The 17,488-nt window shown below is 36.6% G+C and carries 13 protein-coding genes; 9 read left to right on the forward strand and 4 right to left on the reverse strand.

Annotated elements, in window-relative coordinates; all coding sequences use genetic code 11:
• The first annotated feature begins 49 nt into the window (after window positions 1–49).
• The 3 genes from BAU17_RS13680 (at window position 50) to BAU17_RS13690 (ending at window position 4,482) form a co-directional block, all read left to right on the forward strand.
• Window positions 50–1,015 (forward strand): SIS domain-containing protein, encoded by a 966-nt coding sequence (locus BAU17_RS13680; protein ID WP_161903378.1) that lies wholly within the window; start codon window positions 50–52, stop codon window positions 1,013–1,015.
• A gap of 88 nt (window positions 1,016–1,103) precedes the next feature.
• Window positions 1,104–3,854 carry a sigma-54-dependent transcriptional regulator gene (locus tag BAU17_RS13685; RefSeq protein WP_161903379.1) on the forward strand — a complete coding sequence of 917 codons (2,751 nt, stop codon included), beginning with the start codon at window positions 1,104–1,106 and terminating at the stop codon, window positions 3,852–3,854.
• A gap of 13 nt (window positions 3,855–3,867) precedes the next feature.
• A complete protein-coding gene (locus tag BAU17_RS13690; RefSeq protein WP_161903380.1) occupies window positions 3,868–4,482 on the forward strand; it encodes an HAD family hydrolase in 615 nt (204 codons plus the stop codon).
• Between the two features lie 39 nt (window positions 4,483–4,521).
• On the opposite strand, the gene BAU17_RS13695 is transcribed toward BAU17_RS13690, so the two are convergent.
• On the reverse strand, window positions 4,522–5,673 hold the full coding sequence (locus tag BAU17_RS13695) for a hydroxymethylglutaryl-CoA synthase (protein ID WP_161903381.1): 1,152 nt from the start codon (window positions 5,671–5,673) through the stop codon (window positions 4,522–4,524).
• A 187-nt stretch (window positions 5,674–5,860) separates the two neighbouring features.
• On the opposite strand from BAU17_RS13695, the gene BAU17_RS13700 reads away from it, so the two are divergent.
• Window positions 5,861–8,275, forward strand: coding sequence for a hydroxymethylglutaryl-CoA reductase, degradative (locus BAU17_RS13700; RefSeq protein WP_161903382.1), 2,415 nt, complete (start codon window positions 5,861–5,863; stop codon window positions 8,273–8,275).
• 36 nt (window positions 8,276–8,311) lie between these two features.
• On the opposite strand, the gene BAU17_RS13705 is transcribed toward BAU17_RS13700, so the two are convergent.
• Window positions 8,312–9,316 (reverse strand): nucleoid-associated protein, encoded by a 1,005-nt coding sequence (locus BAU17_RS13705; protein ID WP_161903383.1) that lies wholly within the window; start codon window positions 9,314–9,316, stop codon window positions 8,312–8,314.
• A 118-nt stretch (window positions 9,317–9,434) separates the two neighbouring features.
• Between BAU17_RS13705 and BAU17_RS13710 the strand changes: the two genes are divergently transcribed.
• Together BAU17_RS13710 and BAU17_RS13715 are read left to right on the forward strand one after the other, a co-directional pair.
• Window positions 9,435–9,698: a hypothetical protein gene (locus BAU17_RS13710; protein WP_161903384.1), complete on the forward strand. Its 264-nt coding sequence runs from the start codon at window positions 9,435–9,437 to the stop codon at window positions 9,696–9,698.
• Between the two features lie 117 nt (window positions 9,699–9,815).
• On the forward strand, window positions 9,816–10,448 hold the full coding sequence (locus BAU17_RS13715; protein WP_161903385.1) for a hypothetical protein: 633 nt from the start codon (window positions 9,816–9,818) through the stop codon (window positions 10,446–10,448).
• Between the two features lie 12 nt (window positions 10,449–10,460).
• Here the strand turns inward: BAU17_RS13715 and mprF are convergent, their stop codons facing one another.
• Window positions 10,461–13,019 (reverse strand): bifunctional lysylphosphatidylglycerol flippase/synthetase MprF, encoded by a 2,559-nt coding sequence (mprF, locus tag BAU17_RS13720; protein ID WP_161903386.1) that lies wholly within the window; start codon window positions 13,017–13,019, stop codon window positions 10,461–10,463.
• A complete protein-coding gene (locus BAU17_RS13725) occupies window positions 13,006–13,734 on the reverse strand; it encodes an alpha/beta fold hydrolase (protein ID WP_161903387.1) in 729 nt (242 codons plus the stop codon). The genes mprF and BAU17_RS13725 overlap by 14 nt, the downstream gene beginning before the upstream one ends.
• Window positions 13,735–13,935: 201 nt before the next feature.
• Between BAU17_RS13725 and BAU17_RS13730 the strand changes: the two genes are divergently transcribed.
• From BAU17_RS13730 to dnaG, 3 genes are all read left to right on the forward strand, one after another.
• Window positions 13,936–14,559: a lysozyme family protein gene (locus BAU17_RS13730; RefSeq protein ID WP_161903388.1), complete on the forward strand. Its 624-nt coding sequence runs from the start codon at window positions 13,936–13,938 to the stop codon at window positions 14,557–14,559.
• A gap of 27 nt (window positions 14,560–14,586) precedes the next feature.
• Window positions 14,587–15,432 (forward strand): DUF368 domain-containing protein, encoded by an 846-nt coding sequence (locus tag BAU17_RS13735; RefSeq protein WP_161903389.1) that lies wholly within the window; start codon window positions 14,587–14,589, stop codon window positions 15,430–15,432.
• 197 nt (window positions 15,433–15,629) lie between these two features.
• Window positions 15,630–17,477 (forward strand): DNA primase, encoded by a 1,848-nt coding sequence (gene dnaG / locus BAU17_RS13740; protein WP_161903390.1) that lies wholly within the window; start codon window positions 15,630–15,632, stop codon window positions 17,475–17,477.
• Window positions 17,478–17,488: the final 11 nt, after the last annotated feature.

Consider the following 17,488-nt stretch of genomic DNA (forward strand, 5'->3'; position numbering starts at 1 on the left):
GATAAACCATTTTTGGTTTAATATAAAAAAATTAGGAGGGTATTCTTCAATGAATCCAAAAGAAATTATCAAAGAAATTTTAGAGAAACAACAAATTGACCATGTCGTATTTGTAGGCTGTGGTGCATCAAAAGCTGATTTGTATCCAGCGAAATTCTTCTTAGATCAAAATGCAAAAAAAATCAGTGTTAGTCATTACACAGCAAATGAATTTAATTATGCGACACCAGCTTTAATTGGTGAAAACACTGTTGTTATTTCTGCCTCATTAGGGGGTACAACTCCTGAAACAGTTGAAGCCAATGCAGTAGCAAAAGCCAAAGGTGCGCAAGTCATTAGTCTTACGCGTAGTGTCGACTCACCGTTAACCAAAGATGCAGATTATGTTATCTATCATCGCTTTGCAGAAGATTATTCCGCAAAATTAGAAAAAACTGGTTATGCGTTGTTGCTAGCTGTTGAATTATTACACCAAATTGAAGGATATGCTCACTATGAAGATATGCTGGATGGATTTGACAAAATATATCCTTTAGCACAACAAGCAGCTTTATCTGCTAAGAAAGACGCCAAGCAATTTGCAGAAGCTTTTAAAGATGAGCCTGTCATCTATGTAATGAGTAGTGGTGCGACACATGAAGTTGCTTACTCAACCTCTATTTGTTTAATGATGGAAATGCAATGGATTAATTCAGGTACTTTCCATACAGGTGAATTTTTCCACGGTCCATTTGAAATTGTTGATAAAGATGTACCGTTTGTTTTATTGATGAATGAAGGTAGCACTCGGTCGATTGATGCTCGTGCATTAACTTTCTTAAATCGTTTTGATGCGAAGACAGCGATTGTTGATGCACTAGATTACGGTTTGTCTTCAGTTGTGAAATCGACAGTTATTGATTATTTCAACCCAATGGTTATTACCGCAGTTTTCCGAGTATATGCAGAAGAGTTAGCAGAAGCTCGCCAACATCCATTGACAAAACGTCGCTATATGTGGAAACTTGAATATTAATATAAACTGAGGTAGATTTCTACCTCAGTTTCCCTTGTTTTATTCTCTTTTTAGAGAGGTATTTTATAAAGAAAAGGGGAGAGAAAGATTGAAAAAAAGTATAGAAGCCTATCTTTTCCAGTTGACGAGCCAATTGAACAAGGTTAATCGAAATGAATTTTCAGCACACGCACTTTCAGAAAAAGTGGGTTTGAATCGAAGTACTGTTAGCAGTTATTTAAATACAGGTTTTCGAAAAGGTATTTTGTTAAAAATCAAAACATATCCAGTCTCATTTTTGCATAAACAAGCGTTCCAAGAAAATTATTTTGAAGTGTCAAAAAATGAATATGATTCCTTTGAAGAATTATTTGCAGAGAATCAAACACAGTTAGTAACTATCGATCCCCTGGAACAAGTCATTGGCGCTACGGGTAGTTTAAGAGAGAAAATTAATCAAATTAAAACAGCTATTATGTATCCTAATGGGGGATTACCCATCATGTTGTTAGGTTCGAGTGGTTCTGGAAAAACTTTTTTAGCTTCAGAAATTTATGAGTATGCGGTCGCAAAAAATATCTTACCGAGTGATGCACCTTATATTTCACATAATTGTGCCCAATACTACAATAATCCAGAATTATTATCCAGTGTACTATTTGGTCATACTAAAGGAGCATTTACAGGGGCAGAAACGGATCGAGAAGGACTATTAGACATTGCGGATGGTGGTATTTTATTTTTAGATGAAGTCCATCGTTTGTCTGATGAAGGTCAAGAAAAATTGTTTACATTTATGGATACGGGCGAATACTCACCGATTGGCGATAATTCAATTAAAAAAAGGGCGACAATTCGGTTGATATTTGCAACGACAGAAGATATTCAGTCTTCTTTTCTGCCTACTTTTTTACGACGTTTGCCTGTAATTGTTCATTTACCCAGCTTCCACGAACGACCTCAAGCAGAACGATTACAATTGATTGATCAATTTTTTATCCAAGAAAGTAATATTTTGCAAAGACGTGTGTCTGTTTCAAGTAAAGTTTTGCATTTTCTTTTAGATGCTAATTTAGAAGGAAATGTGGGGAAAATTAAGAATATTATTAAATTCGCTTGCGGTAATGCTTACTCAAAACAATGGCAAAATGAAGAAATTGTTGTCCGTTTAACAGATATACCAGTAGAACACTTGATGCATCCGTTTTCGTCTGGGAAGATGATTAATAATCAAAAGAATATGAAACAACGCAAGTATCTACCAAACACTACCTATCAATCAAATTTAGAGACAGAAGAACGCAAGCGAGTTAAAACGTTTTTCAATCGTTTGCTAGATGATTTTCAAAAAATAGATGCGCATCAACTATCAGCAGAACAGTTTATTTTATTTGCAACAGAAAGTGTTATTTTGTTGATGGATGAATTTGTGTTTTATACACCAGATGATAAAGAGACATCTTTTTTCTCTTATATGATTCATAATATTCGTTCAACGTTTCAATTTATGAATGAAAATTATGGCTTTAATCAAGATGGCAATAAAGTCCTTTCGATTGCTAATTATTTGTATGCAAAAGAAAATCAAGATTTTTTGACCAACCATCCGAAATGGGAAAATTTGCGTGTCCCATTATTTCAGTTTTTGGAAGAATCAATGAAAGACGAACTATGGTTAGCGAAGCGTTTTTTGAACTATCTGTCGATTCAAATGGATAGTGAGTTTTTAGACGAAGATATTGTATTTATTGCTTTCTATTTGAAAAGTATGAACTTATCTTCTATCGAAAGTGAGATTAAAGCGGTCGTTTTAGCGCATGGCTATTCAACTGCCAGTAGCATGGCAAATGTTGCCAATCGAATGCTACAAAAAAATATTTTTCAAGCTTATGATATGCCTTTAGGAATCACGATTGATGAAATTGAAAAGAAAGTCCTTCAATATATGGAGAGTTATCGTGTGGACGAAGGTCTGATTTTGATGGTAGATATGGGCTCGTTAAATATTGTTGCTCAGCATTTAGCGAATAAAATTCAGGGTCCATTACTAATCATTGATTCATTTAATACTCCCTTGTTACTTGAAGTTGGGAATTTATTGTTACAGCATGCAACGATTTTTGAGATTCATGATAAAATTATGGACACATTACAAATAAAAAAGCAGATGGCGATGCCAAAAGTGAATAAAAAGAAAGCTATTATCACTTGTTGTTATACTGGTATGGGAAGTGCCATTCAAATCAAAGAAATTATGAAAAAGAGTCTAGGAAATGCTAGCAACATGCTAACTATTTTACCGTATGATTATCAAAAACTAAAAGACCATAAGTCCTATGAACTACCCTTTCAAATGTATGATATTTTGGCAATTGTTGGAACAGAGAATCCTGAGTTGGAAAATGTCCCTTACTTTGGTTTGGATAAATTAGTGAATGGTGAGATGATTGATGGTCTAGTGGACTTGTTATCGGATTATTTTGAAGTAGACATTGAAAAATTAAAACAAGAGCTAATTTTTAATTTTTCTTTGAGAAAAATGGTTGAAACATTAACAATATTAGACGCAGATCGAGTATTGCATTCCGTTCGCGAAGCGATTGATGAATTAGAACGAAGTTTAGAATGGTCTTTTGATGCCAATCGCAAATATTTATTGTATCTTCATGTTAGTTGTATGATTGAACGTCTATTACGCAAAGAAGAGGTGGATGATCAAGAGGATATTGAAAGTTACAAGCGACAACATTGGGGAACAATGGAAAAAATACATCGATCCTTTCAACAAATTGAAAAAGAATATACCATCACAATTTCTGACTTGGAACTACGATTGTTAAACGATATTGTTTTGAATTAAGGGAGGAAGAAGAATGTTTGATAATGTTATTTTTGATATGGATGGCGTCTTGATAGACAGTGAGGAATATTTCTTTAAGCGACGGATGGCCTTTTTTGATGAGCAAGGTTTAGAACCGGGTTCACGCAAATTAACAGATTATATCGGTTTGACAGAAGCAGGTATTTGGCAAACGTTAGTGCCAGAAAAAAAGCAACGTCAACATCTAAAAGAAGCCTACCAACAGTATCGACAGAAACATCCAATTGATTTTCCAAAAGCATTGCGTTCTGATGTAAAGCTTGTGTTAAGTGAGTTAAAAAAACGAGAGAAAAAGATTGCACTTGCTTCATCGTCTGCCAGACAACAAATTGAAACAATGTTAGCAACTTGTGAGCTTACTCCATATTTTGATTTCATTATTAGTGGAGATGAAGTCACAAAAAGTAAACCACATCCTGAAATCTATCAAGTAAGTGCTAAGCAATTTGGCGGCCAAAGTTTAGCCGTAGAAGATTCAACAGTGGGAATCCGTTCGGCTAAAGCAGCAGGGCTGTATACAGTAGCTTTAACACAACAATTCACTGTTGATCAATCGGCGGCAGATCGACAAATTTCCAGATTAACAGACTTGCTAACAATTGTTTAAAAACCATCGACTTCGCAAATTGAAGTCGATGGTTTTCGTTTATACGCGATAAGAACGCACAGTATTTTTGATGGCTGTAATGCTAAATGGTAAATCATCTTCAAAAGTAGCATCGACAGAAGTATCTAAGTTATCTGCAAATAATTGCTCGTATTGTTCGATAGTTAATTGCTGGCGCTGTGCTAACAATTGTTGGTGATGTTCTTGGTGTAAATGCTCTTGATAGCCATTCACGATGTTACCGCTGAAAAACTCAGCGACAGCTCCTGAACCGTAACTAAATAAGCCAATTCGATCACCTTCATGTAAGTCTTCTGCATGTTCTAATAATGAAATTAAGCCTACATATAAAGAGCCAGTATACAAGTTCCCGATTTGTTTGCTATACAAGATGCTTTCTTCATAGCGAGCTAAAATGCGTTCTTGTTCTTCCGGTGTTTCGTCTTCCAAAATAGAGAGTAGCGCTTTTTTCCCCATTTTTGTATAAGGAATATGGAAGGCTAAAGCTTTATAATCTGCCAATGTTCGTTCGTGACGACGATTGCTTTCATGCCACACTTTTTGGAAAGAATCAATGTAGGTTTCATTTGATAGTGGTCCGTCAACCATAGGGTATTCGTGACCAACTGGACGCCAAAAATCATAAATATCTTGTGTGAGCATTGTGCTGTCGTCATCAATTGTTAGAATTCGTGGTTCTTTGGTAATCAACATCGCAACAGCGCCAGCACCTTGAGTTGGCTCGCCACCAGAATTTAGGCCGTAACGAGCAATATCGGTCGCTACAACTAAAACGCGGCTTTCGGGATGTAAGGTAACGTGATTAATTGCAAATTGCAAACCAGCGGTACCTCCGTAGCAAGCTTCTTTAATTTCAAATGAACGAGCAAAGGGTTGTACACCTAATAAGCGGTGCAATACAACAGAAGTTGCTTTTGATTCATCCACACTTGATTCGGTACCAACAATTACCATATCGATTTTTTCTAAATCTTCAGCTGTTAAAATTGTGTTTGCCGCATTTGCAGCAAACGTAACAATATCTTGGGTTTTGGCATTAACAGCCATTTTATCTTGCCCGATACCAATATGAAATTTGTTAGGGTCAACGCCTCTTGCGTGTGCTAAATCCGTCATATCAATATAATAGGGCGGAACGAAAAAACTAATTTTATCTATACCAACAGTCATAGTCAGTCTCCTTTAACGATAGTTTACTTATATAAAGTATCACATTCATGCGATATTTTGTGAAAATTAGCTAAAAAAATAGGAGAATTTAAAGTTTGTTAAAGAAACATACAAAAAAATTCGTTATAATAAAGGGAAAGTTCTTTTTTCTAGAGAAAAATGCTATAGTTCATTTGGAGGTGGCGTAGTGGAAGAAGTTGTAATTATTGATGCCTTGAGAACGCCGATTGGCAAATACCGAGGACAATTTAGTCAAGTGTCAGCAGTGGAGTTAGGAACAAAGGTTGCAAAAGCGCTATTGCAGCAAAATCCGACCCTACAATCAGAAATTAAACAAGTTATTTTTGGTAATGTCTTACAAGCAGGAAATGGTCAAAACCCTGCGAGACAAATCGCATTAAACAGCGGATTAGGTCATGAAGTGACGGCTTCAACGATTAATGAAGTTTGCGGATCAGGCTTAAAAGCGATTGCCTTAGCTCGTCAGGCAATTCAATTAGGTGAAGCAGATGTTATTTTAGCTGGCGGTGTTGAGAGTATGAGCCAAGCGCCGTATGTCTCACAATTTGATAAAGCGACGGATTCTTATACGAACCCGAAACCAGTCATGATTCAAGATGGACTGACAGATGCTTTCAGTGGCAAACATATGGGGTTAACAGCTGAAAATGTAGCAGAACAATTTAATATTAGTCGTCAAGCACAAGATGCATTTGCCTATGAATCGCAAATGAAAGCTGTCGACGCTCAAGAACAAGGCTATTTCCAAGCTGAAATTTTACCCATTGAAATAGATGGGACTATGTATACAAAAGATGAGGGGATTCGTAAAGAAACGTCTCTTGAAAAATTAGCAAGTTTACGCACTGTTTTTAAAGAAAATGGGACGGTGACGGCTGGAAATGCTTCGACAATTAATGACGGTGCTGCGGGCGTACTCTTAGCATCGAAACGCTTTGCAGAGGCGCATCAAATTCCTTATTTAGCAGTCATTAAAGATATCACCGAAGTGGGGATTGATCCAAGTATTATGGGGATTTCACCGATTAAAGCAATTGGTTCGTTAATGGAAAAAAATGGCTTGACGGTATCAGATATTGATTTATTTGAAATCAACGAGGCGTTTGCGGCATCATCGATTGTTGTGCAACAAACCTTAGAAATTCCTGTCGAAAAAATTAATATCTGTGGTGGCGGTATTTCTTTAGGTCATCCAATTGGTGCGAGTGGTTCAAGAATTGTGGCAACTGCTGTACATCAATTGCAACGGATCAAAGGTAAATATGCAGTAGCCTCATTATGCGTAGGTGGTGGCTTAGGATTAGCCATTTTATTGGAACGACCTGTACCATACAATACTGAAAAAAAGTTCTATGAGCTAACACGTTCAGAACGCTTGGAACGGTTAGCTCACGAACAAGTTTTGACACCTGACATGCAGCATGAATTACAACAGATGAGCTTGTCAGAAGAAATCGCTGATCATTTAATCGAAAATCAAATCAGTGAGTTTGCGATTCCTTTAGGTGTGGGGATGAATTTTGTAATTAATGAGCAAAACTATCTTGTTCCTATGGCAACCGAAGAACCTTCTGTCGTTGCAGCTTGTAGTAACGGGGCGAAAATAGTGGCCGCTTCTGGTGGATTTCGTAGCCAGATGGAACAAAAACTGTTGTGTGGTCAAATAGTGTTGATGAATGTTACTGATGCAGTGGCAATTTGTAAAAAAATTGCCGCGAATGAAGCATATTTATTTGAAGTGGCTGAAGCAGCGTATCCCTCGATTGTCAAACGCGGAGGTGGTTTGCGACGCATTCAGACGCGAGAATTTCCAGAAGATCCATCGTTTCTTTCGGTTGACTTATTAATAGATACGCAAGATGCGATGGGTGCCAATATGATGAACACGATTTTAGAAAAAGTTGCCAGTGTTTTTCGTGGTTGGTTTTCGGAAGAAATTCTCTTTAGTATTTTAAGTAACTATGCAACGGAATCAGTCGTAACAGCCAGTTGTGACATCTCATTTGAGGCATTAGGAAAACAAGGGAAAAAAGTTGCTGAAAAAATTGCTGCAGCATCAACCTTTGCCCAATTAGATCCGTATCGTGCCACAACCCACAACAAAGGCGTGATGAATGGCATCGAAGCGGTGATTTTAGCTACAGGTAATGATACCCGAGCAACTTCTGCTGCGATTCATGCGTTTGCAGCTCGCAGCGGACAATACAGAGGCTTAACGACTTGGCAATTAACTGCTACAGGCTTGCGAGGCACGATTGAATTACCGCTAGCATTGGGGACGGTTGGTGGAGCAACCAAAGTGTTACCAAAAGCCCAAGTTACGCTTAAAATACTAGGTGTGGAACATGCAAAAGATTTAGCAGAAATTGTTGCTTGCGTGGGCTTAGCGCAAAATTTAGCAGCGTTACGTGCGTTAGTCTCTGAAGGGATACAAAAAGGTCACATGTCGTTACAAGCACGCTCTTTAGCATTAAGTGTTGGTGCGAAAGGGGACGAAATTCAATTCGTTGCCGATCGCTTGCAAAAAGGGATGATGAATGAAGCAATCGCCAAAGAAATTTTAGCTACGTTACGACAATAAGTCAAAACCGCTCAACCAATCGGTGAGCGGTTTTTGTTATAGGCGGTTAATGACTTCCTCGACGTTTTTAATTGTAACTGAAATAGTACCATCTGGATTATTAACAAATTCAATTAAATCGGTATTGCGATAGACATCTAAAGGCACAATTAATTCAATGCCGTTGGATAATTTCAATTTTTGTTTGCCGTATTTCTTCTCGGAAATTTCTTTGACTTCACGTAGCATCGGTGCATTGTCAACAAAGCCTTTTTCTTTGACTTCTTCTTGGAATGCCATTTGAGCGGTAATGTTGTCTTTAAACACTTTTTCAGCGACCTCTTTGGCATCAATTTGACCAGTTTCTTCAATCGTTTCAAAGACGGCTTCTTTGACATCCGCTACAACATCGTATGAAGGAGCCTCAAATTTTTGGCCAATTTTTTCAGCCACTTTTTTGATAACTTTGACATTTTCTTCTAAAGAAGGCAGTGGTTCAGATTCGATAACTTTGGTTGAAAAGTAGGCGCCTTTATCACCAGAAAAAGTATATTTTTTCTCAATTAATTCATACGATAATGTTTCTAACTCGATAGTAATCCCTTCATCGGCTTTTTGTGTTTTACCACCTAGAATCGCACGGTTAATAATCAATTTATTTTGAATGCCATTTTCATCCGCTTCTACAAAATGAGTATAAGCATCCGTATAATTGACTTTTAATAAAGCGGCATAAAGTCGGGTATCCATTTCATAAAGAACAATAAAGACATCCGCACTAGGTGCATCTTCACTTTGTTGGTAAATATCATACCAACGAGCAACTAATTGTTCGCTAAAATAAGTAAAATTGTCTTCTGCTTGCTTGGCTAGTTGCCCAACAGCGGAATCTTCAATTAAAACACCGGTTTTCGTTTGTGGGGTCGATAATTTTTGAATTTTTTTAGTTAAGTAATCGCGAATATATTCAGTTGTTAAATCGAGTTCTACTTGTGAATAAACAGGGTCTCCTGCTTCACGATCAATAATATGCAAGATTGCACGTTTTAAATAAATGTCCATCAGTTTCGCTCCTTTATTTCTTTAGTGTACAAGAAAAAGTAAAAACTAGGAAGTAAAAAATTATCAGTTGTCAAATAAGTTTAGGATTGTTAGACTGATAAAAAAAGGAGGAGAACAAATGACTATCGAAAATCGTTTAAATAACTTAAGTCCAGCAATCCTAACTGCATTTAGTCCTGATTTTGTTTTTTTAGTTACTCCTGAGAAAGTCCAGCATTTTCCAGCTAGAGATTGGAAAAAAGAACAGTACCAACAAGCGTTGACTGAAAAATTAGGTACTTATGCTTTGCAAGCATGGCAAAATAAGGTCGTTGCTGTTTCAGATGAGAAAGAGCTGCTTGCAATTCTGCCAAAATTTCATGATACCCAAGCGTTAAAATGACCATCAAAATCTAGTTTTTTTCATAGAATTTTAATTTTTTGCCACTTTTTCATGAAAATCCCTGTTCAATTCGGCTTTTTTTTCATATAATCAAAAACGTATTGAAAGGGGAACATTATGAAAAAGAAACAACTAGAAAAATTAAAGAAACAATTCCGTCCATCGTTTGAGACTGCTCGTAAAATGCTTTTTGATGAAATGGAAAAGCAAACATTAGCAAAACATGGTTTAACCATTCAAGTTTCAATTAAACCTACGAATCAATCTGAAATGGCGATTGAACTAGTAGGTGAGACAACACGTGATCAAGTCATCTCAGTGCCATTGGATGAAAACTTCAACACAGTTGTCAAACGTATCCAAAATCAAGAAAAAGGCTTATTGACTCGTTTTAGTGAAAACTTGGCAGATGAAGTTGCGAATTATTGGGCAGAGCCAGTAACAGTAGCACAACCAGAACCAGTGGAAGAAGCTGTATCAGAAAACGTTCAAGAAATTTCTGACGGAATGACGTTCGCTGAATTTACAGAAAAAATGACTGCTTTTCCTAAATTCCAGGTACATCAAACTGCCGATGATGTTCAAGTGGTTGAAAAAACACCAAAAGAAGAGCGTTTATTAGCAACAATTTCAATGAAAGAAAAAGATAACTTTACCATTGAAGCAGCTTTAGAGCGCAAATATAAGTTAAAATTAGACGTGATCCCAGTTATTGAAACATTCGCAAAAACTGAGATTACTCATCGTTAAATAAAAAACTCATCATCGCGATGAGTTTTTTTTATTTGTATCCATAGGTTTATTATCTAAAATTAAGAGGGCAACAACAACATAAGCAATCCAACTGTCACGCGAATATAAAGTATAACGAGAAATCCAACGACTTGCATATTTTTCCTTGTAATCACGTAACCCTTGGAAAGAATAAAAGCGACTGCCAAAAGAATAGATTAGTGAAGCGATGCGCTCTTGCAAGAAACTTTTCCTTGAACGTCCGACATTCGATAATGGAGCCATCCCTAAATCAAAAGCTTGGATACCTTCTTCTTTCATGTACTCAAATAAATGGAGAAACAGGAAGTCCATGCTACCAGAAGGCGCTTTGGTAGGGTGGTGACGCATTAAATCAATGGTACCCACTTCATTGGTATAACTCGGAATAATATTAGCAAAGGAAACAATTTCACCTTCGCTATTTTTCACCACGGCAATTGGGTTTCGTTGCAAATAGCTTTCACTGAAAAAGCCTAATGAAAAGCCTCGTTCTTTTCGTCCACCAAGCCATTGTTCAGAAATGTCCGCTAAAACTTGCATGGTGTCTGCTGTAAATGGTGGTTGCAATACTTCGAATGTGTAACCCGCTTTGCTAATTTTATTAATCACTGCTCGAGTACCACGCATTTTTTTACCAGAAAGAGTGAAGCTTTGTAAGTCAACTAAGGCTTCTTCTCCCATTTTGATAAAATCGTACCCAAAATCATGTAAAATCATCACTGTTTCTTCACGTGCTTCATAAAAGACGGGTTGATAGCCCCAACGATCAGCTTCTTGAATAAAAGCATCGACTGCGTCTGGAAAATCAGCTTTATTCCCTGAAGGATCACCCATGACAACACATTTGTTGTTGAAGGTATCAAATTGTAGAAAGACAGTTGGGTTGTCATTTGGATAAAGAAAAATTGATTTATCTTCTAAAAAGACTAATTCACTGTCACTATTGCCTCCATAAGTTTCTAAGATGTTTTGAATATGATCCATTTGATACGATACCCCAATTTTTTTCTTAGTACCTTGAAGATAACGGATAAGTAGCAACATGCTGGTAACGACAATACCAAGAATGATAAAGCCAGATAACCAAATTTTTTCAGAAGGTAAAACAAAAAACTCTTTGAATGGATGGATATGTTTTGGTGCATGTGGAAGTCTTAGAATGCCAATCAGTAAATAGGCTAAAGTTAAACCAGCAAAAATCAGGCCATCAATGGTCATCCATTCCCATGAATAAACCAGTTGTTCGCGGATTAACTCTGATTTAGATACGATAATAATCAATAATAATATACTTAAAAAGAGAATCGTGATCAGACTAAAATCAATCATAAATGAATACAAAATAGCAATACTAATAATTAAAATCGTTGGCCAGTACGCTCGCTTGACCCGAGCTGCAATTCCTCGTCCCATAATCAGTAAGCCAAACCCTAAGAGTAGGCTCGGAAATTGGGTAATCAATCGAAAACGGAAAGGATTCATATGAGCCAACCAAGGGAAATCTTGAAAAGCTTGCGGAACGGTAGCTAAAAGGACCATCATCACACCAGAAAAGTAGAGTAAGCCAACTTCAATTTTATGGAAAATTTCTAAGGTTAATTGCTTAGGAATCCCGTCGTATTTGTTATCAAACGAATGAAACAAATGCTTGAAAAAGAAAATAATACCTAGTGTGACAGGGATGACATAATAACATAGACGGAAAAGCAATAGCCAGAGTACTGCAAGTTCTTTTTCAATGCCTAATGCGGATAATCCTAGAATCATAATCACATCGAAGCTACCAACACCACCAGGAATCATGGACAAAATACCAATCACAATTGCCGCAATAAACAACGGCGCAATTTCCCAAATAGAAAAGTGAATGCCTAACAAGTAGCCAACACTTAAAAAGCTACAGAGGACACCCGTCCATTCAAGAAAAGAAGAAACTAACAGTCCAAGTCGGAATTTCGTAGTTAGGCCGCCTAGCAACCCCTCTTTTTTTAAGCTAGTTATGAGATAGAGCAGTGGGAAATAACCGCCACCAATGACTAACCATAGCCAGTATTGTTGAACATAGACATTGGTATGGAAAAAATAAATTGCAACAAAAGCAAGTAAACTATAGATGGATAGCCCCGCTAAGGTAAACAACAAAATTTTGGTCAAGGCGTGAAAAATTTCTTTCCCTTTATCTTTGCCTTTCCCATAAAACTCGGAACGTAACCCCATGCTAACTAAACCACCAAAGCCAGCAATATTATTAATAGTGTTAATCATCCAACTCGTTTCCAAAATATAAAACGAAGAAAAGTCTAATTGTAGCATCTTTTTTAATATGAAATCATAACCAGTCATAGGTAAAATCGCTAGTAAACCGATGACAATCATGGCTACAATTCGCCAAATTGGTGTCTCTTTAAATAATAAAGCCAGTTGATTAAAGGAAATGGTTTTGGCAATTCCGAGTAGTTCTGCACTGACAATGATTGATAAAATTAAGACAAATAAGAATTTAAATAAGGTTTTATGTTTCAAAAACCGCTGACTAATGTTTTTCATGAAGCGCTCCTCCTAAAAATGCAGATACAGTTTGATTAAAATTATAGGCATCTTTTCGAGCTAGCGTATGACCTTGTCTAGGGACTAGCACGAATGTTGCCTGTAGATGATTGACAATCATCAAGGTGTGTTTCAATTTAATTGCATCATATTTGCCAACAATGACTAGTGTTGGGACATGAATGTGTGAGAGTTGTTCTTTTGTCAGCCCAATATCATGAATCATCAAACCAATGACTGGTCGTTTTTCTTTTGCACGATGACTAATAAAGGAGAGTAACCAATAGAGAAAGTATTGCAAATAGGTCAAGATAATCCAATGATTTTTCAAACCAATTACTCTGGTATTTCCTGCATTTAAAATCATTCGGTGAACGTAAGTCGGATATTGATAAGCAAAGACCATAGCGATATTAGCACCATCGCTAAAGCCTAATAAATTTGCTCGTTGAATATTTTCTTGATCCATAATCGCTTTTAAGTCATCCGCCATCTGTTGAAACGTTATTTGGGGTGATTCATTTGTGGAATGGCCTTGCCCACGACTGTCTACGACAATAACTTGATATTCTTTCATAAAATAGTCAATTTGATAATGGAAATAAGACCCATCGTTATTATTGCCATGTAATAAAAATAAAGGAAAACCGTCACCAAAAATTTCATAAAATAACAAACTGCCATCGGCAATTTCAATATATCTTTTTTTACTCATACTTGTCACCTAATTCTTTTTTCTTCTTAAAGTATAGCTATGTTTGTACGTTTTGGGTATTAAAAACGTGCTAACAATTATGTAAGGCGATTAAAAGTTTGTCTTTTTCTAAAGTTTTTTTATTTTTTCAGTTGGAAATAGACAAGAAAGTGAAGAAATAGTACGCTGAGTGCTGATACAAAAAAAGGTTGGATGATAGTGATGAGAAAAAAAACTTTCTTTAGGCGCATGTTTCGTCTATTTTTGATAGGACTAATCATTTTCTTAGCTTATATAGGCTATCGAAATTACCGGATATTGCGACAAGTCTATCAATATGAAGAACAAGTGGCCTATGCTGTTGAAAAAAACGGTATTCCCGAATACAAAGAATTAGCGATGAGTATTATAATGACTGAAACCAAAGGGACCGGACAAGATTTAATGCAAAGTTCAGAAAGTGCCTATGGTGAACCAAATAAAATTCAAAATGCAAATGAAAGTATTGACCAAGGGGTTCATTACCTTGCACAAGCGATTGAGCGAGCTGAAAATCAACATACTGATTTATGGACAGCGGTTCAAGCATATAATTTTGGTTTGGATTATATTGATTTTGTTGCCAAACATGGTGGGAAAAATTCATTGGATTTAGCTGAAGAATATTCAAAAGAGGTACTGTCTCCCTTACTAGGAAACCCTGAAAAAACGACCTATCGTTATTTAGGTGTGCAGTCTGTTATTTACAATGGCGGCTATTTGTACCATAATGGGGGAAACCTTTTTTATGCAGAATTGGTTAAATTGAATGAACAAAAAATAAAATGGACAAGTCGATTGTTCTAAAAGAAGGAAGTAGGAGCGTAGTAATTTATGGATAATAAGCAACAAACCGCAAAAAAAGGCGGCAATGACTGGATTTTACGATTTGTTAAAGGAATGTTTATTGGTTCTGGTTTTATATTACCAGGTGTAAGTGGTGGGGCATTAGCGGCAATTTTTGGTATTTATGAACGAATCATTAGTTTTTTGGCTCACATCACGAAAAACTTTAAAGAAAATGTACTCTATTTCATTCCTGTCGGTTTAGGTGGGATTACAGGAGTTTTCCTATTATCTTTTGCGGTAAGTTTTTTACTTGGAACGTATGAAACAATTATCCTGTGGTTCTTTGTCGGTTGTATTATCGGAACCGTACCAGCATTATGGAAGGAAGCTGGGAAAAAAGGGCGTTCAAACCGAGAGATTGTTATTTTAGTTGTTAGCTTGATTGCTGGTTTTTTGTTTTTATGGAAAGGCGCCGATTTATTCTCAGAAGTACCTCAAAATTTATGGACTTGGATGATTGCAGGTGGATTAATTGGGTTAGGTATGATTGTACCCGGTCTGAGTCCTTCAAACTTTTTAGTTTACATGGGGATGTATAAAGCGATGTCTGATGGGATTAAAACATTGGATTTATCGGTCGTTATACCAATTGCTATTGGTGGGATGGTGACTGTTTTGGGATTATCTAAGGTGATGGATTATATTTTCAGCAAAGCTTACGCACAATTGTTCCATTTTATTATGGGGATTGTACTTGCTTCAACCATTATGATTATTCCAACAAACTATGCTGGTTTTACAGTAGGGAATTATCTTGCTTGCGTTGCATTGTGTATTGCAGGAATAGCGTTAGGTGCTTGGATGAGTCGCCTGGAAGAACAATATAAATAATTGGCTAAAAAGTAGAAGTTTGTCGCTTCTACTTTTTAATTTGTAAAGCAAAACAAATTGCTTGAAAAACAAATAGAATATGGTAAAATGAAACATGTGAAAAACTGTCTATTTTAGAATCGCGCTGATTTCGATTAGTGCGATTTTTTACCGAATAGATAAGCTCATCTTAGTTATCGATAAGGAGGTGAGTGTCAGTGGCGAGAATTCCACAACACGTAATTGATGACGTTCGGAGTCGAACGAATATTGTTGAAGTCATTGGGCAGTACGTGCAATTGAAGAAATCTGGTAGCAAAAATTATTCAGGTTTATGTCCTTTTCATAATGAGAAGACGCCTTCTTTTTCTGTAGCAGAAGATAAGCAGTTTTATCATTGCTTCGGATGTGGACGTGGTGGGAATGTGTTCAGTTTCTTGCAAGAAATTGAAGGAATTTCATTTGCTGAATCCGTCGTAAAAGTGGCAGATTTGGAAAATATTCAATTAGCAGACGATTATCGTCAAACACCACAAGACAATCCTGAAAATTCAGCACATCAACAATTGATTCAATTACATGAAAAAGCCAGTGAAGTGTACCATCACATGCTGGTTCACACAACAGCTGGTCAAGAAGCTTTGGATTATCTCATTCAACGGGGATTGACTGAAGAATTGATTGAAGAGTTTCAAATTGGTTTTGCCCCAAATCAACGAGAATTTTTAGAACGTATTTTCCAAAATGAATCGCTGAACACACAATTATTTGCGGAGTCGGGGTTATTCATTGAAAGAGACGATGGTCGTTTAGCAGATCGTTTTTATCAGCGAATTATGTTTCCCATTCGTAATGCACAAGGCAAAATCATTGCTTTCTCCGGTCGTTGGCTAAATACCGAAGATTTTCCTGGGGAAGACCAACCAAAGTATCTAAACAGTCCAGAAACCAGTTTGTTTAACAAACGAGAAGTTTTATTTAACTTTGATAAAGCGCGTAGTGAGATTCGTAAAGAAGGTACGACGTTTTTATTTGAAGGTTTTATGGATGTACTAGCCGCTTGGCAATCAGGGATTCGAAATGGGATTGCTTCCATGGGAACCAGTTTAACCAACCAACAAATTGCGACAATTGAACGAATTTCAAAAGAATTAGTTCTTTGTTATGATGGAGATAAAGCGGGAATTGAAGCAACCAATCGAGGAATTGAATTATTGCAGGAGCACAGTCGTTTGAAGCTAGCGATTGTTAGCGTACCAGAACGATTGGATCCAGATGAATATGTTCGAAAGTATGGTAGTGAAGCATTTAAAGAGTTAGCTTTTCATGGGAGAGAATCAATTTTCTCCTTTAAAATGCGTTATCGCAGAATGAATCGGAACTTAGCAAATGAGAAGGAACAGATTGACTATGTGCAAGATTTACTGCAAGATTTATTACAAGTTGATTCATTAATTGAGCAAGATCGATATATTACGCAACTTTCAACGGAATTTCAGATTAGCCGTGATACCTTGCAACAACAATTGCATCAATTGAAACAAACGCGTCGTCAAGAAGCGCGACAACCGGCACCTGTTGAATATCTGTACCCAGATGCCCCAGTTTCACCACCACCGCAGCCAACGACTGTTCGTAAAACACAATTGGAAAAAGCAGAAGAACTGCTTTTATATCGATTGTTCACGGAACCTTCGTTAAATCGTCGGTTTAAAGAATTAAAGCTGACATTCGCTCATGAACATTACCAAGAATTGTATGTGTTATTTGATACTTATGTAGAAATCGAAGGAGAAATGATTATTGCAAAATTCTTGGATTTTTTGAAAGATGGACAGTTAAAAAATTTAGTCATTACAATTGCTTCCCTCAAAGTACCTGAAGAGAGTACGGACCAAGAATTCCATGATTTAATTCGGATTATCCAAACGTCTAGTCTCGTTGAAGAAATAAATAAAAAGAGAATTCAGCAACAAGAAGCTAGTCAAAAAGGGAATCAACAATTAGAGCTGGAATTGGCAGTTGAAATAATAAATCTTACCAAACAATTGAAACAAGCCAAATAGCACATTGAAGG

Source organism: Candidatus Enterococcus willemsii (assembly GCF_009933335.1).
Taxonomy (GTDB): Bacteria; Bacillota; Bacilli; order Lactobacillales; family Enterococcaceae; genus Enterococcus_F; species Enterococcus_F willemsii.